Annotated in this window: 15 protein-coding genes; 10 read left to right on the top strand and 5 right to left on the bottom strand. The window is 31.4% G+C overall.

Annotated elements, in window-relative coordinates; all coding sequences use genetic code 11:
- Window positions 1–12 precede the first annotated feature (12 nt).
- The 3 genes from ABD730_RS13470 (at window position 13) to pheT (ending at window position 3,459) form a co-directional block, all read left to right on the top strand.
- Complete coding sequence (locus ABD730_RS13470; protein ID WP_215925037.1) at window positions 13–468, top strand: hypothetical protein; 456 nt, start codon at window positions 13–15, stop codon at window positions 466–468.
- A 47-nt stretch (window positions 469–515) separates the two neighbouring features.
- Window positions 516–884, top strand: a complete 369-nt coding sequence (locus ABD730_RS13475; RefSeq protein WP_334471137.1) for a DUF2200 domain-containing protein — start codon at window positions 516–518, stop codon at window positions 882–884.
- Window positions 885–1,032: 148 nt separating this feature from the next.
- A complete protein-coding gene (pheT, locus tag ABD730_RS13480; protein WP_344715376.1) occupies window positions 1,033–3,459 on the top strand; it encodes a phenylalanine--tRNA ligase subunit beta in 2,427 nt (808 codons plus the stop codon).
- A 74-nt stretch (window positions 3,460–3,533) separates the two neighbouring features.
- Here the strand turns inward: pheT and ABD730_RS13485 are convergent, their stop codons facing one another.
- The gene (locus tag ABD730_RS13485; RefSeq protein WP_334471139.1) at window positions 3,534–4,265 is read right to left on the bottom strand and encodes a hypothetical protein; all 732 of its coding nucleotides are present in this window, start codon (window positions 4,263–4,265) and stop codon (window positions 3,534–3,536) included.
- Between the two features lie 268 nt (window positions 4,266–4,533).
- Here ABD730_RS13485 and tpx point away from each other — a divergent pair, with 268 nt between their 5' ends.
- From tpx to ribB, 7 genes are all read left to right on the top strand, one after another.
- Entirely contained in the window at window positions 4,534–5,034 is a 501-nt protein-coding gene (gene tpx, locus ABD730_RS13490; protein ID WP_344715378.1) for a thiol peroxidase, read from the top strand.
- 105 nt (window positions 5,035–5,139) lie between these two features.
- A complete protein-coding gene (locus ABD730_RS13495; RefSeq protein WP_334471141.1) occupies window positions 5,140–5,508 on the top strand; it encodes a diacylglycerol kinase family protein in 369 nt (122 codons plus the stop codon).
- Between the two features lie 156 nt (window positions 5,509–5,664).
- Window positions 5,665–6,438 carry a M15 family metallopeptidase gene (locus tag ABD730_RS13500; RefSeq protein ID WP_344715380.1) on the top strand — a complete coding sequence of 258 codons (774 nt, stop codon included), beginning with the start codon at window positions 5,665–5,667 and terminating at the stop codon, window positions 6,436–6,438.
- Between the two features lie 33 nt (window positions 6,439–6,471).
- Window positions 6,472–8,925: an FtsK/SpoIIIE family DNA translocase gene (locus ABD730_RS13505; RefSeq protein ID WP_344715382.1), complete on the top strand. Its 2,454-nt coding sequence runs from the start codon at window positions 6,472–6,474 to the stop codon at window positions 8,923–8,925.
- Window positions 8,926–8,955: 30 nt separating this feature from the next.
- The gene (gene lolA1 / locus ABD730_RS13510) at window positions 8,956–9,597 is read left to right on the top strand and encodes an outer membrane lipoprotein periplasmic chaperone LolA1 (protein WP_215925045.1); all 642 of its coding nucleotides are present in this window, start codon (window positions 8,956–8,958) and stop codon (window positions 9,595–9,597) included.
- A 6-nt stretch (window positions 9,598–9,603) separates the two neighbouring features.
- A complete protein-coding gene (locus tag ABD730_RS13515) occupies window positions 9,604–11,589 on the top strand; it encodes an LptF/LptG family permease (protein ID WP_344715384.1) in 1,986 nt (661 codons plus the stop codon).
- A gap of 31 nt (window positions 11,590–11,620) precedes the next feature.
- The gene (gene ribB, locus ABD730_RS13520; protein ID WP_418637543.1) at window positions 11,621–12,769 is read left to right on the top strand and encodes a 3,4-dihydroxy-2-butanone-4-phosphate synthase; all 1,149 of its coding nucleotides are present in this window, start codon (window positions 11,621–11,623) and stop codon (window positions 12,767–12,769) included.
- 87 nt (window positions 12,770–12,856) lie between these two features.
- Here ribB and ABD730_RS13525 read toward each other — a convergent pair whose 3' ends face one another.
- From ABD730_RS13525 to ABD730_RS13540, 4 genes are all read right to left on the bottom strand, one after another.
- Entirely contained in the window at window positions 12,857–14,395 is a 1,539-nt protein-coding gene (locus ABD730_RS13525; RefSeq protein WP_334471153.1) for a tail fiber domain-containing protein, read from the bottom strand.
- Window positions 14,396–14,765: 370 nt separating this feature from the next.
- Window positions 14,766–17,510: a response regulator gene (locus ABD730_RS13530; RefSeq protein WP_344715387.1), complete on the bottom strand. Its 2,745-nt coding sequence runs from the start codon at window positions 17,508–17,510 to the stop codon at window positions 14,766–14,768.
- 536 nt (window positions 17,511–18,046) lie between these two features.
- Window positions 18,047–19,240, bottom strand: coding sequence for a DegT/DnrJ/EryC1/StrS family aminotransferase (locus ABD730_RS13535; RefSeq protein WP_344715389.1), 1,194 nt, complete (start codon window positions 19,238–19,240; stop codon window positions 18,047–18,049).
- Between the two features lie 76 nt (window positions 19,241–19,316).
- Window positions 19,317–19,946, bottom strand: coding sequence for an NAD(P)H-dependent oxidoreductase (locus ABD730_RS13540; RefSeq protein ID WP_334471159.1), 630 nt, complete (start codon window positions 19,944–19,946; stop codon window positions 19,317–19,319).
- Between the last annotated feature and the right edge of the window lie 209 nt (window positions 19,947–20,155).

Consider the following 20,155-nt stretch of genomic DNA (forward strand, 5'->3'; position numbering starts at 1 on the left):
CTGTTATCTCTTATGAAAAAAATAGCATTCGTCATATTCTTCTGCTTTCTGCTAATCGGTTGTAGCAAACTATTAGGTGAGGAAGTCGCCAGACTAGAAATAAACAAAACAAGTAATACCGAACTTTACCCAAAAGAAGCCGCTCTTAGCCTTTCAAAAGGTGAAAAAATTTCATTTTGGACAGATACAGATGTTGTATATGAAGATGATGTTGCTCTTATATATACCGTTGAAATATGGAAAGATTCTGTAAACATAGGAGGATTAAAATTAGATGCTTTAAAAACAAACCCAACAGTAATGGAACTTAGAAAAACAATAGGAAATAAAACATCTTGGAGTTTTTCTGGTAAGATGAAACATATAACTATAAAGGAAACAGGCAACTATACATTTAAAGCTATTTTGAACTCCTCTGATAATCCATCCTTAAAAATTAACAAAGCAGAACTCGTATTAAAAAAATAACTATTGAATTTACTATTAGCTTTCTTTTCTTTATAAAAGTAAATATTATGAGTATAACAACACCAGAACACGATGCGCGTGTAGCAAAATTAACATTTGCTTCTGTTTACCCACACTACATCACAAAAGTTGAGAAGAAAGGCAGAACAATTGAAGAATTGCACCAAGTAATAGAATGGTTAACTGGTTTTGACAACAAAAAACTACAAGAGCTTATTGAAAAAAAAGTCACTTTTAAAACCTTCTTCGAAAAAGCAAAACTAAACCCAAATGCACATCTAATTAAAGGTGTAATCTGCGGCTACAGAATTGAAAACATAGACACTCAATTAACACGAGAAGTAAGGTATTTAGACAAACTTGTAGATGAATTAGCCAAAGGACGTAAGATGGAAAAGATTTTGCGTAGCGCTTAAATGGCTTTGCTATACTTGAAAAAATTGCTATAACCCTAAATGCTCGCTTACAAAACCATTCTATCTTCATTTTTTGATTAAATTTTAATAAGGGATGTTTCATTACAAATCAACTATTACTATCTTTGCACCCTGATTAAATAGACACATGAAAATTTCTTACAACTGGCTTAAACAGTTTATAAAAACCGATTGGGACGCTGAAAAAACAGGCGAATTACTTACTGATCTAGGTTTAGAAATAGAAGGTATTGATACCTTCGAATCTGTAAAAGGCGGATTAAAAGGTATTGTTGTTGGTGAGGTATTAACCTGCGAACAACATCCAAATGCAGACCGACTAAAAGTAACAACTGTAAATATTGGTACAGATACTCCCTTACAAATTGTTTGTGGTGCACCAAATGTAGCAGCAGGACAAAAAGTCCCTGTAGCAACTATAGGTACTACATTATACACTGAAGAAGGAGAAGCTTGGAAAATTAAAAAAGGTAAAATTCGTGGTGAAGAAAGTCATGGAATGATTTGTGCTGAAGACGAATTAGGCCTTGGCAAATCTCACGACGGCATAATGGTTTTGGATGCCGATATAAAAGTTGGAACTCCTGCCGCTGAAATCTTTAAAGTAGAAAATGATCAAGTTTTTGAAATTGGCTTAACACCAAATAGAGCTGATGCTATGAGTCATTATGGTGTGGCACGAGACCTAAAAGCTGGTTTGTTACAAAAAGAAATTTCTTTAGAGCTCATTACTCCTTCAGTAAGCTCATATCATGTTGATGCTAGAGCACTTAAAATAGATGTAGACGTAAAAGATTACGTAAAAGCACCTCGTTATTGCGGTGTTACTATTTCTGGTTTAAAAGTTGAAACATCACCTGCTTGGTTGCAAAATCGTTTAAAATCTATTGGCTTATCTCCTATTAATAACATAGTAGATATTACAAATTACGTATTACACGAACTTGGTCAACCATTACACGCATTTGATGCAGATAAAATTGCAGATAAAAAAATTGAAGTTAGAACCTGTAAAGCTGGTACAAAATTTACAACCTTAGATGGTGTTGAGCGCGAATTACACGAAGACGATTTAATGATTTGCGATTCTAATAAACCAATGTGTATTGCTGGTGTTTTTGGAGGTATTGATTCTGGTGTTACAGAAAACACAACACGTATCTTCCTAGAAAGCGCTTATTTTAATCCTATTAGTGTTCGTAAAACGGCGAAGCGCCACGGTTTAAATACAGATTCGTCTTTTAGATTTGAACGCGGAATAGATCCTAATCTTACTGAATATGCACTTAAACGTGCTGCTTTATTAATTCTAGAAATTGCTGGTGGAGAAATTACTAGCGATATTGTTGACGCCTACCCAAAAAAAATAAAAGATTTTGAAGTTCGGTTAAGTTTCGATAATGCTGAAAAATTAATTGGTGAAAGAATTCCTGAAGAAACTATAAAAAGTATTCTGTCTTCTCTAGATATTAAAATAAATAATGTTACAGAAGCAGGTGTAGGATTAACAGTTCCTGCCTTCAGAAATGATGTACAACGTGAAGCTGATATTATTGAAGAAATCTTAAGAGTTTACGGTTACAATAATATAGCAACAACAACTAAATTAAATGCTTCAATATCTAATTCGTCTAAATTTGAAGATTATAAACTTCAAAATATTATAGGTAACCAATTGGCTTCTCAAGGGTTCTTTGAGATTATGGCTAATTCTTTAACATCACCTAAATATATAGAACTAAGCGAGGACTTAAATGAAGCGCATAATGTAAAAATGCTAAATCCTCTCAGTAACGATTTGGAAGTAATGCGCCAATCTTTATTGTTTTCTGGATTAGAAGCTTTAGCTCACAATATTAATAGAAAACGTGACGATTTAAAATTGTTTGAATTCGGAAAAACATATCATCAATACTCAGAGACCAGAGAAGAACACAAGCATTTATCAATTTTTGTGACTGGAAACAAATCTGAAGAACGTTGGAATGCGCCTACAACCCCAAGTGACTTCTTTTATTTAAAAGGTACTATAGAAGTCGTTTTACAACGCTTAGGTTTAACAAGGTTAAAATCGGCACCAGTTACATCTGATATTTTTAGTGAAGGGATGAGTCTTTCTATTGGAAAGAAAAAATTGGTAGATTTTGGTTTGGTTAAAAAATCTGTTTTAAAACATTTTAGTATTTCTCAGAAGGTATTATATGCCGACTTTAATTGGGATAACGTTTTAGAAATGGCACAGCATAATAAAATTAAGTTTAATGCTATTCCTAAGTATCCTGAAGTTAAACGTGATTTTGCTTTATTATTAGACAACAAAGTTACTTTTAAAGAAATTGACACTATAGCTAAACAAACAGAAAAGCAATTACTTAAAAGTGTAAATCTATTTGATGTTTATGAAGGTAAGAACTTACCAGAAGGCAAAAAGAGTTACGCTATTAGCTTTATCTTACAAGACGAACACAAGACGCTTAATGATAAACAAATTGACAAAATAATGTCTAAGCTTCAAGCTAATTTTGAAAAACAGCTTGGTGCTGAGTTACGATAACACACACAAGTAAGTCAATAAAAAAAGCCCTTAGAATTAAATTTTAAGGGCTTTTTAATATTCTACATATTTTATTAAAGATCAATGACATCCTTTGTCTTTTTTTTCTTCGGCTTAAATCTAAGTCTAAGCTTTTTAAAACTGATTTCTATATAATAAAGTAAGGCATAAAAGAAAACAGCACCACCAGACATTTCTAAGAACTCTTCAAAATTATACATTAATGCATAGGTTAAGGTATCCTCGCCATGTATTTCTGCATGCATGCCGCCAAGCATTTCCATACCAACTGCTCCACCAATGAATAGGACAGCAGCCAAAATAAAAAGCTTCAAAATCTTTTTAGGTAAATGCATCATAAACTTAAAATAAGCTATACCAAGAATAATAACTAAAGCCAAATACGGTATAAACCACGCAAAATAAAGTAAACCAGACGTATTAAATAAAGCTTCCATTGGTGCTCTAAGCTGCTCATGTATCTGTATCATTTCATCTAAAGAAATAAATACAAAAATAGCCGACATGCCTACCCAATGCCAAAAATAGCTGCCTTTAGCTTTATTTCCCATAGCGATAAATGCTAATAAAATGGCATCACCTAATAGTACTAAAGCAGAAAAATAAGTGGGCAAATTAGCTTCTAAATTTACATTTAAGAGTTTTACTAATAAACGTGTCGCCTTAGCATCCATTCCTGATGTATTAAATAATAAATAAACAGAAAACAAACTTCCTATTACTAATATTGCAATCGCAATAAACAGGTTCCTAAGAATCTTAGCTTTTCTTACCTTTAATTTCATATTAAAATGAGTTTTATCTAGACAAATAGGGAGTTTGCCTTAAGAATAATTAATTTTTAATCAATAAATTGAACTAACGAAGATATATTTTTTGAATGATAGCACTCTATATTTTATTCAAACAGTCTATAACTTCGTTAAAATGTGTTATTCCACATAAACTCAATATCAGCAAAACACTAATCAATAAATTTCAAATATTTTACGTTCTTTAATATAATTACGCTTTAAAGTTGCTATTTTTAACATTCACTAAAAATTAAAGAAAATGGCAAATATAACCTTAGGCGGAAACCCTATAGAAACTTCAGGAAACCTACCTTCTGTTGGTAGCAAAGCTCCTGATTTTAAACTTACTGCAACAGATTTATCTACAAAGTCTTTAACGGATTATAATGGAAGTCGATTAATATTAAATATATTTCCTAGTGTAGATACAGGAACTTGTGCCCAATCTGTAAGAACATTTAATGAAAAGGCTAGTCAATTAGAAAACACAAAAGTACTCTGCATATCTAAAGATTTACCATTTGCATTAGCTCGTTTTTGTGGAGCAGAAGGCTTGGACAATGTAGAAACGCTTTCCGATTTTAAAACAGGTGATTTTGGAAATGATTACGGAATAACGTTTAAAACAGGACCTTTAGAAACCTTATTATCGCGTTGTATTGTAGTCATTGAAAAAGACGGAACAATTTCACACTCAGAACAGGTCGCTGAAATTAAGGATGAACCTAATTATACAGCAGCTTTAGACGCTTTAAAATAGCACTTAAGCAGCCCTTAAATAGGCTATATTAATCTTATTATCACACTCGCAAATTTCCCTTAGTTGCTAAAAAAAGCACTAGGAACAAATTAGTATTACTAACTCATGCAAAAAAAAGAACCTTTTATAATAAATAGAATTAAAAGTGTTGGGTATGCCTTTAAAGGTATGTTGATATTAATTAAAACAGAAGCAAGTATCAAAGTGCAATTTACTATTGCTATTCTGATAACTATTGCTGGTTTTTATTTTGAAATATCAAAAACAGAATGGATTGCACAATTAGTTATGATTGCGATGGTAATGAGTGTTGAAGGGATGAATACAGCTATTGAATATATAGCAGATTTTATTCACCCAGAATACCATAAAAAAATAGGATTAATAAAAGATGTTGCTGCTGGAGCTGTTTTTTTTGCAGGTATAATCTCTGTAATTATTGCTGGTATAATCTATATTCCTAAGTTTCTTTAAGATCAACTTTTCTTTTATATGACATCTTGAAATTAAATTGAACCTCTAATTACCATTCAAATATTACTCTCGTTTCCATACCAAAAGCAATAAGATAAACGTTTCATATTTGTATTTTTGTCCAATTCAAATTCAACACCATATTTAAGACTTAAAATGAAATCATTATTTGCAACATTTTCTATTGTATTAGTTTGGGTAAGTTGCAATTTAAAGAACAAAGAAGACAATAGCGTTAAGACCGTTAATATCCTAAAAGACACTATTAAACCTATTGAAAAATCTAAGTCTAGTCTCACTAAAGCGTATGTATTAGGGAAATTTAATTATAAAACCGACAGTACATTTACAAAAGTGAGTTTAGAACATTCAGCAAAAACGTTATACCTTAATAAGGTGGTTTATGCTGATTATATAAAAATGTATAAGGCAGCAAAAAAAGAGGGTATTGATTTAACCATTTTATCTGGAACCCGAAATTTTAATGAACAAAAAAACATTTGGGAACGCAAATGGAAAAAGTATAAAACTCTAGATCCAATTACACGTGCTCAAAAAATTTTAGAATATAGTGCTATGCCTTCTTCATCTCGTCATCATTGGGGAACGGATTTAGACCTAAATAGTTTAAGTAATTCGTATTTTAGCAGCGGAAAAGGGAAAGCCACTTATAATTGGCTACAAGCTAATGCTAATAATTATGGGTTTTATCAAGTTTATACCAACAAAGAAAATGGAAGAACAGGTTGTAATCTTGAAAAATGGCATTGGTCCTATTTACCTTTGGCAAGTCGGTATTTAGATTTTTACAATACTAATGTCACTATTAGCGATATTAGTGGATTTGAAGGTTCAGAACTTGCTAGAGATTTAAACATTATAGAAGACTATATTAATGGTATTTCTAAAAAAGCGAAAGAATATAAATAAATAATAGATTTCCGAAGTATTAGGAAAGTTAACATGGCAAAAAAAACAATAAAAAAGAAAACCACCACTAAAGCAAAGCCTAAAGCAAAAGCAAAACTAAAAAGGCCTTCGTTTCAGCTAACCAATCAGCATAAACTGATATTGGGTAGCTTTCTTATTATAATGGGTATACTTCTTTTTGTCTCATTTTTATCTTTTGTTTTTACAGGCAAAGAAGACCAAAGCGTACTTCATAGTTTTCCTGAGCGTTCTACAGAATATAAAAACTGGGCAAGCCAACTTGGTGCTTGGGTTAGTGAATTCTTTATAACTCAAGGTTTTGGTTTACCTTCCTTTATTTTTGCTGGGTTATTATTTCTTTCTGGCGTTTATGTTACTTTAAACCTAAAAAAATCTAAACTTAGAAAACATTGGATTTGGGGAACACTCATTGTAATATGGTTATCTGTTCTTTTTGGTTTTTTTACACATAAATACGACCTTCTTGGTGGTACAATTGGTTTTGAAATGAATCAATTCTTTCAAGATTATATTGGTAAAATTGGAACTGCACTTTTATTACTTCTTGGGCTTATTACATATTTAGCTATCAGATTTAAAATTACTGGAGACACTATTGTAAATAGTTTTAAACGCGCTCAAAGTTCAATTAAAGAAGATTTAAAATCCGAAAAAGAGACTAAAGAACCAGCAGTAATCTTTGACAATAATTTAACCGAAGAAGCAGAAGCCATTAAATCTGCCTTCGAAATTCCATTAGAAAATACAGAGCCTACCATTAATAAACATTCTAAACCAAAATCGAAAACAGAAGATAGAGCTGAAAAGCTTACGATGGAAGTTACAGAAAAACCTAAAGAAGAAACCGTAGATGTTCCAGATTTAGTAGATGTTCCAGAGTTAAAAGTAGAAGTAGAAACTGTTGAAGAAGAAAAATCTGAATCTGATAATTTAGCAGATAAATTGGTTGAAGATTTTGGGCAATTTGATCCTACACTAGAGTTAGGTAAGTATCAATTTCCAACTTTAGACCTATTAAAAAAATATGATAACGAAGGGATTTCAATAGACCAAGAAGAGCTTGAAGAAAATAAAAACAGAATTGTAGAAACATTACTAAACTACAAAATTGGTATTACAAGTATTAAAGCTACCATTGGCCCAACAGTTACACTTTATGAAATTGTTCCTGATGCAGGAATTAGGATTTCAAAAATCAAAAATTTAGAAGACGACATTGCACTTTCGCTTGCGGCATTAGGTATTAGAATTATTGCTCCAATTCCAGGAAAAGGAACTATTGGTATTGAGGTTCCAAATAAAAATTCGACTATTGTATCAATGCGCTCTGTAATTGCATCGCAAAAATTCCAAAAATCCGAAATGCAACTACCAATCGCATTTGGAAAAACGATTAGCAACGAAACCTTTGTTGTAGATTTAGCCAAAATGCCACACATGCTTATGGCTGGTGCTACTGGTCAGGGTAAATCGGTAGGTTTAAATGCTGTTTTAACCTCACTACTCTATAAAAAACATCCCGCTGAAGTAAAATTTGTATTGGTCGATCCTAAAAAAGTTGAGCTCACACTTTTCAATAAAATTGAACGCCATTATTTAGCAAAACTACCCGATAGTGAAGATGCAATTATTACAGATAACACTAAGGTTATTAACACCTTAAATTCGCTTTGTATAGAAATGGATAACCGTTATGAAATGCTTAAAAATGCATTTTGTAGAAACATTGCAGAATATAACGCTAAGTTTAAAGCTAGAAAATTAAATCCAAATGATGGTCACGCCTTTTTACCTTATATCGTTTTAGTGGTAGATGAGTTTGCCGATTTAATTATGACCGCAGGTAAGGAAGTAGAAACACCTATTGCAAGATTAGCACAATTGGCACGAGCAATTGGAATACATTTAATCATTGCAACACAACGTCCTTCTGTTAACGTTATTACTGGTATTATTAAAGCCAATTTCCCAGCACGTATTGCGTTTAGAGTAACTAGTAAAATTGATTCTCGTACCATTTTAGATGGTTCCGGAGCAGATCAATTAATTGGTCGTGGAGATATGTTATATACACAAGGAAACGAATTAATAAGAATTCAATGTGCTTTTGTAGACACACCAGAAGTTGAAAAAATCACAGAATTTATAGGCTCACAAAAAGCTTATCCAGACGCACATTTATTACCAGAGTATGTTGGTGAAGAAGGTGGCACAAATCTTGATATAGATATATCTGATAGAGATAAATTGTTTAGAGAAGCAGCAGAACTTATTGTAACAGCACAACAAGGTTCAGCGTCTTTATTACAACGAAAACTAAAACTAGGTTATAACAGAGCTGGTAGAATTATAGATCAATTAGAAGCTGCTGGTATTGTTGGCAATTTTGAAGGTAGTAAAGCTCGTCAAGTTTTAGTACCAGACTTAGTGGCTTTAGATCAATTACTAGAAAACGAAAAACAATAAAAAAACTTAAATAGACTTAAAAAAGATAAAATGAAAAACTTAATTCTAATAACATTTTTAACACTAGGATTTACTGTATTTGCACAAAATGATAACAAAGCCGAAGCTTTATTAAACGAAGTGAGCACTAAAATAAAAAGCTATAAAAACATCAGTTTAGATTTTAAATACGAATTAAATAATCTTAGCGAAAATGTAAAACAAGAAACCCGTGGCGATGTTGTTATTGAAGGTGAAAAATACAAACTTAACATTTTAGGTGTTACGCGTATTTTTGACGGAAAAACATTATATACAATAAGTCCTGAAGATGAAGAGGTAACAATTTCATCAGACAATACCGAAGATGAAAGCACCATAACACCAAGCAAAATGTTATCCTTTTATGAAAATGGATATACTTATAAAATGGATATTATTCAAAATGTAAGAGGAAGAAAAATTCAATACATAAAGTTAAATCCTATGGATACTAATTCTGAAATAAAACACGTCTTATTAGGAATTGATGCCACAACAAAACACATATATAATCTGATTGAAGTTGGTAAAAATGGAACAAAAACAACATTAACTGTTAATTCTTTTAAAACCGACCAACCTATTTCAAAAACCTTATTTACATTTGACAAAAGTAAATACAGTGATTACTTTATCAATAAAATAGACTAAGGTTTAATGAAAATATTAGATAGGTACATACTTATCACATTTCTAAAGACGTTTTTTAGCGTCTTTATTATATTCATGTTTATCTTTATTTTGCAAGGTGTTTGGCTATATATCGCAGAACTTGCTGGTAAAGATTTAGACATTACTGTGACTGCGAAATTTATTTTGTACTATATGCCAAAGCTAATTCCTTTGGTGGTACCTCTAACCATTTTGTTATCCTCTATAATGGTTTTTGGGAACTTTGCAGAAAATTACGAGTTCGCAGCTATGAAATCTACAGGCATCTCGCTACAACGAGCCATGCGAAGTTTAAGCGTGTTTATTGTTGCGCTTGGAGTTGGATGCTTCTTTTTTGCCAACAACGTTATTCCTTGGGGAGAATATAACTTCTATAACTTAAGACGAAATATTGCAAAAGTAAAACCAGCATTAGCGATTGCTGAAGGTCAATTTAATGAAATTGGTAACATTAATATTAAAGTCGAAGAAAAGTATGGTGACAGAGGTCAATTTCTAAAAGGAGTTGTTATACATAAAAAAAATCCAGCACGTTCAGGGAATTATACCGTTATTATCGCAGAAAAAGGGGAATTAAAAAGTAGTCCTGACTCCAATATTCTTCAACTTGAATTAATAAACGGAAATTATTACGAAGAAGTAATCAATAAAAACTCAAAGAAAAACCTAAATAAACCACATGTTAGGAGCTATTTCGAAAACTATTTATTTAATGTAGATTTAGAAATATTAAATTCTGAAGACTTAGAAGAAAAAAGTCACAACGATAGGTACAATATGCTTAATGTAAGTCAATTATTAAGGCAAATTGATACACTCGAAAAAAAGAAAAACAAGGATTATTCAGATCTATCAAACACCCTGTATAACAGAAGTACTTATGCCTCATTAGGTACAAATATAAATACGACAAAAACCGATACTATTTTTAAAGGCGAAAGCATCTTAGACCTTTATAATACCACTCAAAAAATCCAAATTGTAAACTTGGCCTTAAGTTCTTCAAATAGTACAAGACAAATTATAGATGCAAATACCAAATCTTTTGAAAAATCTTCTTTTTGGCTAAATGATCATATTATAGCTTTACACGATAAATTTGTTTTAGCCTTTGCTTGTGTTATACTCTTCTTTGTTGGTGCACCACTTGGAGCTTTAATTCGTAAAGGCGGACTAGGCTTACCAATGGTTGTTGCCATTGTGTTATTTTTAGCCTATCATTTCTTTAATATTTTCGCTAAAAACAGTGCAGAAAAAGGCGGTTTAGATCCCATAATTGGTGCGTGGTTATCGACGGCCGTTATGTTACCTCTAAGTATTTACTTAACAACACGAGCTACAAATGACAAAGGTGTTTTTCAATTTGACGTTATTTTAGTTCCTTTAAAACGTTTGTTTACATCAAAAAATGAGCTTCAACTTTCTGAAAGTGATACCAAAACTTATAATTATTATAAAAAATACTCAATTGAAGAACTGGTAAGTATTATAAAAAAGCAAGATGAATTTGATATCGATAAAAAACCAAAAGAGATTGCTTTACATAGTTTATTAAATCGTAAAATTTCACTTGAAAGTTTAAAATCTGAAGGTCTAGAAATTCCTGATAAACTTATAAAAGCCCGTGTTTTATTGAAAGATTATAAAGATTACTCTAAAACGAGTTTAATTAGCTATTCTATAGGAGTCATTCTATTAGTATTATATTTTGTATTTAGAAATAATAATCTAGCTCAAATTGCAGAAGCCTCATTAAGCTTAAGTATTATTGCGTTACTATTTTTTGCTATTTATGTTATTGTAGATGCTTTTGTATATTCAAAATTCTATAAAACTATTGATCAAAAAGGCAAACGCATCAACCCATTAATTCTTATTCTTACGCTGCCTCTATATCCTTTAAAGTATATAATGTTAAGAAACCGAATTTCGCAAGACTTCTATCTAAGCTGTCTTCAAAATATAAAATAACTGTATCTTTACTTCATCTAAAAAAATCATAATGATAACTAAAACCAAACATACAAAAATGAGCCTAAACACTATAGAAGAAGCCATTGAAGACATAAGACAAGGCAAGGTTATTATTGTTGTAGATGATGAAAATCGTGAAAACGAAGGAGACTTTTTGGCTGCAGCAGAAAAAGTAACTCCGGAGATGATAAATTTTATGGCTACACATGGTCGTGGTTTAATTTGTGCTCCACTTACAGAACACCGTTGTGAAGATTTAGAATTAAACATGATGGTAAGAAATAACACAGACCCAATGGAAACTGCTTTTACAGTTTCTGTAGATTTAAGAGGTAATGGTGTAAGTACGGGTATTTCTGCAAGCGATAGAGCAAAAACGGTACAAGCTTTAGTAAAAAAAGACACCAAGGCTTTTGAATTAGCAAGACCAGGTCATATTTTCCCTTTAGTTGCTAAAGAAGGTGGTGTTTTAAGACGAACTGGCCATACAGAAGCAGCCATAGATTTTGCGCGTTTAGCTGGTTTTGAACCTGCAGGAGTTATTGTAGAGATAATGAATGAAGATGGTACAATGGCACGCTTACCACAATTAATGAAAGTGGCCAAAAAGTTTGATTTAAAAATTGTATCTATTGAAGATTTGGTGGCTTACCGAATGGAATATGATTCTTTAATTGAAAAGAAAGAAGACTTTGATATTGAAACACGTTTTGGTAAATTTAGATTGAGAGCTTATTTACAAACAACCAATAACCAAATTCATATTGCTTTAACAAAAGGAACTTGGAAATCTGACGAGCCAATTTTAACACGTGTTAATGCTACTTTAGTAAACAATGATATTTTAGGTACTTTAACAAATAATGCAGACAAAAAGCTAGATGATATGTTTAATGTAATTAATACAGCTGGTAAAGGCGCTATTATATTTATTAATCAACAAGCTGAGTCTATGAACTTACTAACACGCCTTTCTATTCTTAAAGAAAACCAAGTTGAAGGAAAATTAGTTAAAGCTCCAAGCATTGGTATGGACACTAAAGATTTTGGTATTGGTGCTCAAATACTACACGATCTAAAAATAAGCAAGCTCAAATTAATATCCAACAGCTTACAAACTAAACGTGTTGGGATGATTGGTTATGGCTTAGAGATTGTTGAATATGTAGAATATTAAAAATAAGAAAGCCACTCCCTACAGTGACTTTCTAAATATTCTCAAAATATGAGAACTTCTCAAACATTGAGACTTATTATAAAAAAATTAATTTTTGTTTTTTACTAAGGATTTAAGTGCATTTAATTCTCTTTCTAAGCGATCAATTTTGTCAAGTTTTTGATTTTGTTTTTCAATAAGTAATTGTTGCTCTTGAATTGCTTTTACAAGCACAGGGATTAAATCACTATAATAAACTCCTAAATTTTCATTTTCTTTTCTAACCATTGTTTTTTCATCTTCTGCATATTCATAATCGTATGTTGAAACAACTTCAGGAATAATGGTTAATAGCTGTTGCGCAGAGAATCCTATCTTATTCTTATCATCAATACTATTCTTCCATTGGTATTTTATGGTTTCTAACTGTAAGATTTCATTAAGCCCGTAATTAAGCGGCTTTATATTTTTCTTTAGCTTTATATCACTAGTTTGAATAGTTCCATTTATAGACCAAACACTATTCCAACGTTGTGCAGAATTCCCAAGATTAAAAGGAGATGTTGAACTCATTGGGTAGTATGGCAAAAAACTACCATACACAGACATATGCAAGTTACCTGAGTCCATAATATATTCCGTAGATCCTAATTGTACCGCTGTTCCATTAGTACTTCCTTGATAAAAAGAAGCCACATAATCTACGACAACTCCATTTGGCATGACATCTCCGTTATTGTTTAATCCGCCTGGATTAAAAGTATTAGACCCAATGAAAACAACATCTCTATCAGCATCTAAAAATAAAGCATAAGCTCTATTTTCAGACTCAACTCTAAAATCTGAATTGGTACCAAGTTGATTAAAAATAGCCGAACCTCTAACATCTACAGTAGCACCAGGATACTCAGTACCAATACCAACTCTATTTGTTCCTCCATTTACAAAAAACATACTAGCGTTATTATTAGATTCTACTCTAAAATCAAAATCACCACTGTCTTCATTAAAAATAGCAGCCCCTCTTGTATCTAAAGCAGCATTTGGAGCAATTGTTCCTATACCTACTCGATTGGTACTTGCATCTACAAAAAGTGTTGTATTATCTACACTAAGGTCTCCATTATTATCGTTTTGTAGAAACAATTCTGTATTAGAATTTGTAATTACCTCGTTTCCGTCTAACCTTAATGAATTAGCTATCTCAAGGACACCTGTATTTGCAACTCCAGTAGCATCCGTAACATTTGTAAACTCTACTCTACCTGAGCTTACCTGAAAATCACCATTTGTTGCATATATTATTCTACCAGCACCTGGACCTCCTTGATTATAAGCTTGGTTTAAGGTATTTCCACCACCTAATAAAGGAGTCCAAATACCATTCCAGTAATAATAACCTACTCCGCTTCCTCCTGTGACAGTCGGATTGGTATTCCATATTAATAAACTTGTTGTAGGTGAAGCGATTGGCGTAGTAGCATTGGTAACATTTACTAAACTTACACGCGGTATTAACAATCCACGATCTAAAGAACTAATATCTAATGCTGATGATGCATCTGGATTTGTTGTACCTATGCCAACTTGAGCATAAGATAGCACTGTTAGTAAACAAAAACTGATAATAATGGCTGTTTTTTTCATGGTTGGTTATTTTGATGGTGAACTTATTCTTTGCTAAAATGTGTGCTTTTTATAATCTTATTTTTATGTACTATGTTTAAATTATAAATACCTTTTTCTAAAAGGTTAACATTTATATATATTTTATTTGATGACAATTTTTCAATATTGCCCACAAGCTTTTCATTAGTCATAAAGCTATTAATGAAGGGTTAAAAATTTTAATTAGTAAGGAAGGGTATTACAATTGTAAAGTTAGCTGAGACGTAACTGTCTAACTATAAGACATGTAACAAACACTATAATTTATGTAACATCTCAATGAATACAAGCGCTACGAGCCATGAAGTGCATTAAATTTAGCTCAATAAATGGAAAAATATAAGACTAATTATTGCTTAGAAATAAATTCTGTTGGAGTACAACCATACATTTCTTTAAAACATTTTGCAAAATAAGAATGGTCATTAAAACCCACCGAATATCCAATCTCAGAAACATTTGCATCGCTCTTTTTAAGCAAGTCTGCTGCTAATTTTAAACGTTGAGAACGCACAAATTCTGTTGCAGACAAACCTGTAAGTGCTTTTAATTTTCGGTGTAATTGCATACGACTCATACCTAATGCTTTACTGAAATCTGCTGCACTAAAAGTTGGTTCTGTTATGTTTTCATCAATAACAATGTTTAGCTTTTCTAGAAATTGAGCATCAAAACTATTAATAGCTATCTCTGTTGGTTTTAACACCAATTCTTGACTATAGCGCTCACGAAGTTTTAACCTTGAATTGATTAAATTTTTCACTCTTATTTCTAATGCTTTTGTTTTAAAGGGTTTCGTAATATAATCATCTGCACCAGTTTCTAAACCTTTAAACGTATCTGTATCTTCCGTTTTTGCTGTTAATAAAATAATTGGGATATGACTTGTTCGTTCGTCTTGTTTAAGAATTTCAGATAATTGGAAGCCATTTAATTTTGGCATCATTACATCAGATATAATAATATCTGGGACTAACGCAATAGCCTTTTCTACTCCTATTTCGCCATTAGAAGCCTCAACCACTTGATAGCTGTCTTTAAAAACCGATTTAACAAAAATTCGTATATCTTCATGATCATCTACAATCAATAAAATAGGACGGTTCTCATCTATAACCTCTTTAACTGCTGCTTTTTCTACTTTAATTGTATCCTCTTTTTGTTTAATCATTGGAGGATTGGTAAAAGCATCTGCGAAATCACTGGGCTTAAATTGTGACTTAAGAATGGGTAAATAAACTTTAAATAGTATTGTTTTATTAGAAGTATTTTCTACAGTAATTTCTCCATAAGATAAGTTAACAATCTCTTTTACTAATGATAAACCTATGCCAACTCCTTCTGTATTTTCATCTGCTTGATAAAAACGGTTAAAGATATTATCAACCTGCTTTTTGGTTAATAAATTACCTTTATTCTCTACCTGCAGTTGTAATGTATCATCTAGAACTAATGCATTAAAATTTATAGCACTATTTTCAGGTGCGTATTTAAAAGCATTAGACAGTAAATTTATAACCGTTTTTTCAATAACATCTTTATCAAACCAAACGTTATTTAATTCATCTATATTAATAGTATAGTTTATGTGTTTCTGAGTGGCTTGATGTTGAAAAGAAGATGCCATAGATTTTAACAAAACAGATAAATCTCCTTGACTTACTTTTAGTTTTAAATGACCAGCCTCTAACTTAGATAGATCCAACAATTGATCTACCAAATTGAGTAATCTATCCGAATTACGTTGAATCATTTCAAAATCAGTTCTATCTTCTTCTGTAAGGTTTGAACTGTTTAAGCGCTTATCTATTGGTCCAGATATTAGGGTTAATGGTGTACGAAACTCGTGAGATATATTGGCGAATAATTTTGATTTAAAATCATCGAGTTCTTTTAATTTTTTTGTGGTTTTTTGTCGGTTTTGAAATAGAACAAAAAAGAATAATCCCGCTATTGTTGTTAATCCCAAACCTCCTAAATAAAGATTGCGCTGATTAGTTTTCTGTTCTTCAGATAATTTTTTTTGCGATTTTAACAGTATGATTTCTCGCTCTTTTTTAGCCGCTTGATATTTAGCATCTAATTCAATCGCATTTTTACTATTCTCCTCTTTAAATATAGAATCCTTAAATACAAACGCTTTCTGCATATTCACAAACGCATTTTTATAATCGTTCTTTAACTCATATAAATAAGCATAATCTTTATATAAATTCTTTCTTCTATCGTCGGTAGAAAAACCATGCGTTTTAAAAATAGCGGCTGCAGAATCTAAATATTTCAACCCTTTGTCTGGCTGGTTAAATCTTCTAAAAACAGAACCTAACCCATAATAAGCTTCACTGATTTTTACTGAATCATTTGATTTTTTAATAACTTCTAATCTTTTCTTATAATTAATCTCAGCTGCTTTATAATCTTTGCTCGAAGCATCTATAGATGCCAATGTATAATACACATTCGCAATAAATTTGTAATTCTTTTCTTTTTGATAATATTCTAGGACCTTATTAACGTATATCCTTGCTGTATCTAAATGTTCCTTCGTATCTCTTGCCTGGGACATAAATCCGTGCCACTCACCCAACCTATATTTTGTAAGGTTAATTAATTTTTCGTCGTTAGTCTCCTCCGCAAGATTTATCGCCTCCAATATATAATCCTTAGCCTTTAAAACTCCTGGCATCGTCAATCTGAATTTAGAGATTTCTGCACGATAAATTTTCGTCATTATGTAGTCCTCAGTAATGACCTTCTCTATTTGATATAATGAATCTATTTTATTGAAAAAAATTAAGGCAACATCATCTTTTTGTTGTTTGTAAAACAATTTACCTTGCTGTAAAAAAGCTTTACTTAATAAATCTTTATCACGTAATCTAAGCGCTATTTTTTCGGTAGTCTTCGCGTATATTTTACTAGAATCACGATTTTTATTCTCAATAAGTTTTGAAATATTTAAATTAAGTTGTGCTTGATGTTGACTAATTTCTGTGTCTGACAAAAGAACTTTTAATGAATCTAACTTCTTTTGGTTTTGCCCATAGAAAACAAATGATATGAGTAAGAAAATAATAAAAAGCTGATATTTCATAAAATATATTATTATACACTTAAAGATACGCAATATTATGAAAATGAATAATTTAAGATTATAATATTTGTAACACGATTTGTTACATGCTTTATAACATGGGGAATTTTATCCTATAGTGTTAGTGTTTGATAACTTTGATTTTAACTTCCCTTTCCGCATTAAATAATGTAATTAAACAAATAATTACACCTATAGATATAGCACTATAATTACCACAGAATAGACTCTTAATTGAAAATTAATAAGCTTATGTACGCTGTTTTACATACATATTATGTGCGATTAAATTGTAAGATTAAGGTGCCTCATTGGCATTATAAAACCTTGGCCTAATATTTAAATAATACTTTTTTGCTTAAATTCTATAATACGCTGTCTTACAGATTTTACACCACCAACAACCAACTTTAACTAGATAAAGCAGATTAAAAATAATGCCTCTCATTTTTTAACAGCTATATAAATAAGAATTAAGCGTTTAAATACCTAGACTAATTGTAAAAATGGTCGGAAATAAAATATAGTTGGTAATTTTAAAAAATACTTTTGATAGCTTTTGCCATTTTTTCAGCACGTTCATTAACTTCTTCTTCTGTCCAAGACAATTTAATTAAACAAGAAATATTTCGAGATATATAATGGTCAGACTGTTCAAAGGTTTTTGTTTGTAGATATTTTAAACCGTCTCTAACTTCATTTGATATAGGGAATAAAGATTTTAAATCTTTAAGATGATCCCATTTTCTAATATAATGCCAATTGTTTTGGTAATAATTCCAACATGCATCAATGCCGTTTTCTTTAAATGCGGCCATAACCTTTTGAGCAGATTCTGCATCTGGTAAGAAAAAATTTAAAAATGCATAACTTTCTTCTCCCCCTTTTGGAACCCGTCTAAAAGTAACACCTGGAACTCTAGCTAATGCATTTCTTAAAATTGTATAATTGCGCTTTTGAATAGCTATAAACTCAGGTAAACGTCTCACTTGTGCCAATCCTACAGCAGCATGCAACTCTGAAATTCTAAAATTATAACCTAAAAAAGGATGGGTTTCTGCACCTCTGTCATGACCTATATGGTCATGGCCATGGTCACTGTAATGATCGGCATTAATATAATAATCTTTATTATTGGTTACAACAGCGCCACCTTCACCACAAGTTATCGTTTTTACAAAGTCAAAAGAAAAACAGCCTAAGTCCGCAATGCTTCCTAATGGTTGCCCTTTATATGTACCTCCAATAGCTTGACATGCATCTTCAACAAAAACCAGATTATGATTATCACAGATTGATTTTAAAGCATCCATATTTGCCATGCTTCCACACATCTGTACTACCATTACTGCTTTTGTTTTTGGAGTAATCGCAGCCTCAACAGATTTTGGATCTAGTGTCAAAGTATCATCTATATCAACTAAAACGGGAATAGCTCCTAGCATCATAATAGCTTCAAAACTCGCAACAAATGTAAACGTAGGCATAATCACTTCGTCTCCTGCTCCCACTCCAGCTGATGCTAAGGCTACAGAAACGGCTGCGGTTCCACTTGATACTAATTGTACATGATTAGATTCAAATGTTTTTTCTAATTCAGCTTCTAACTCTTTAGCTTTCCAATGGCCATTTCTCATACCATCAAAACCATAGCGCATTAAAACACCATTGTCTAAAACATCATTTACTTCGTTTCGTTCTAAATCGCTAAATAATTCGAATCCAGGCATAGATTGTAATAAATATTAAAAGTTGAATTTAAGCTAACAAATATACAGTTTTGAGATTTTTATTTTCATAAAAAAATTACAATTCTATAATGGTTTCAGATAAATCCTTTCTTACTTTTTTAAAGTCCGCAAACATATCATCATTGGCTCTATATCCTACTGGTAGAAGTAACACAGACTTAAGACCTAAAGCATCTATTCCTAATATTTCATCTAAATCATTGGAAATAAATCCTTCCATTGGGCAACTATCAATTTCTTCTACAGCACAGACTGTCATTAAGTTTCCTAACGCAATATAAGCCTGTTTGGTTGCCCAATCTATCTTTTTAATACTAGGCATTTGATTAATTGTTGACTTTAATTGTGATTTAAAAGGATATAACACAGAATCTGGAGTATTTCTTATGGCTTTTATGGTGTCAAAATGTGCTTCAATATCATTATCATCAATTTCTGCCTGAATACAAAGCACTAATAAATGAGAAGCATCTACAACTTGACGTTGGCCATAGGAGACATCGACTAAACGTTCTCTAATAATTTTATCTTCAACTACTATTAATTTTAAAGTTTGTAAACCATACGACAAAGCTGTTAAATTAAAAGCTTCTTTTAGTGTATTCAACTTTTCTTCTGAAAGTGATTTAGTAACATCAAACTTTTTAGTAGCGTAGCGCCATTTTAACTTTTCTATGATAGACATATCATTTTTTTTGTAAAAATACGGAATAAACTTATGAGTTGGTTTGCGCGAATTAAAAGTCTATTTACTTAAAAAGCTGAATGATTTTATTTTTTGTCATTCAGCTTTTTAAGTAATGTTCTTAATAAAATACAGTTATTTTTTTAAGGTAAAATGCGCTTTGTATTCTTTACGTTCATTAGTTATTGGTTCGTTGTACTCTACTCTAA

Origin of the sequence: Winogradskyella damuponensis (assembly GCF_039538385.1) — a bacterium.
Classification (GTDB): Bacteria; Bacteroidota; Bacteroidia; order Flavobacteriales; family Flavobacteriaceae; genus Winogradskyella; species Winogradskyella damuponensis.

Excerpts from the sequence above, each read along its gene's own strand:
- ABD730_RS13525 (WP_334471153.1), bottom strand. The coding sequence starts at position 14,395 with ATGAAAAAAACAGCCATTATTATCAGTTTTTGTTTACTAACAGTGCTA.
- pheT (WP_344715376.1), top strand. The coding sequence starts at position 1,033 with ATGAAAATTTCTTACAACTGGCTTAAACAGTTTATAAAAACCGATTGG.
- ABD730_RS13495 (WP_334471141.1), top strand. The coding sequence starts at position 5,140 with ATGCAAAAAAAAGAACCTTTTATAATAAATAGAATTAAAAGTGTTGGG.
- ABD730_RS13475 (WP_334471137.1), top strand. The coding sequence starts at position 516 with ATGAGTATAACAACACCAGAACACGATGCGCGTGTAGCAAAATTAACA.
- ABD730_RS13535 (WP_344715389.1), bottom strand. The coding sequence starts at position 19,240 with ATGCCTGGATTCGAATTATTTAGCGATTTAGAACGAAACGAAGTAAAT.
- ABD730_RS13530 (WP_344715387.1), bottom strand. The coding sequence starts at position 17,510 with ATGAAATATCAGCTTTTTATTATTTTCTTACTCATATCATTTGTTTTC.
- ABD730_RS13515 (WP_344715384.1), top strand. The coding sequence starts at position 9,604 with ATGAAAATATTAGATAGGTACATACTTATCACATTTCTAAAGACGTTT.
- ABD730_RS13485 (WP_334471139.1), bottom strand. The coding sequence starts at position 4,265 with ATGAAATTAAAGGTAAGAAAAGCTAAGATTCTTAGGAACCTGTTTATT.
- ABD730_RS13470 (WP_215925037.1), top strand. The coding sequence starts at position 13 with ATGAAAAAAATAGCATTCGTCATATTCTTCTGCTTTCTGCTAATCGGT.
- ABD730_RS13540 (WP_334471159.1), bottom strand. The coding sequence starts at position 19,946 with ATGTCTATCATAGAAAAGTTAAAATGGCGCTACGCTACTAAAAAGTTT.
- ABD730_RS13505 (WP_344715382.1), top strand. The coding sequence starts at position 6,472 with ATGGCAAAAAAAACAATAAAAAAGAAAACCACCACTAAAGCAAAGCCT.
- lolA1 (WP_215925045.1), top strand. The coding sequence starts at position 8,956 with ATGAAAAACTTAATTCTAATAACATTTTTAACACTAGGATTTACTGTA.
- ABD730_RS13500 (WP_344715380.1), top strand. The coding sequence starts at position 5,665 with ATGAAATCATTATTTGCAACATTTTCTATTGTATTAGTTTGGGTAAGT.
- tpx (WP_344715378.1), top strand. The coding sequence starts at position 4,534 with ATGGCAAATATAACCTTAGGCGGAAACCCTATAGAAACTTCAGGAAAC.
- ribB (WP_418637543.1), top strand. The coding sequence starts at position 11,621 with ATGATAACTAAAACCAAACATACAAAAATGAGCCTAAACACTATAGAA.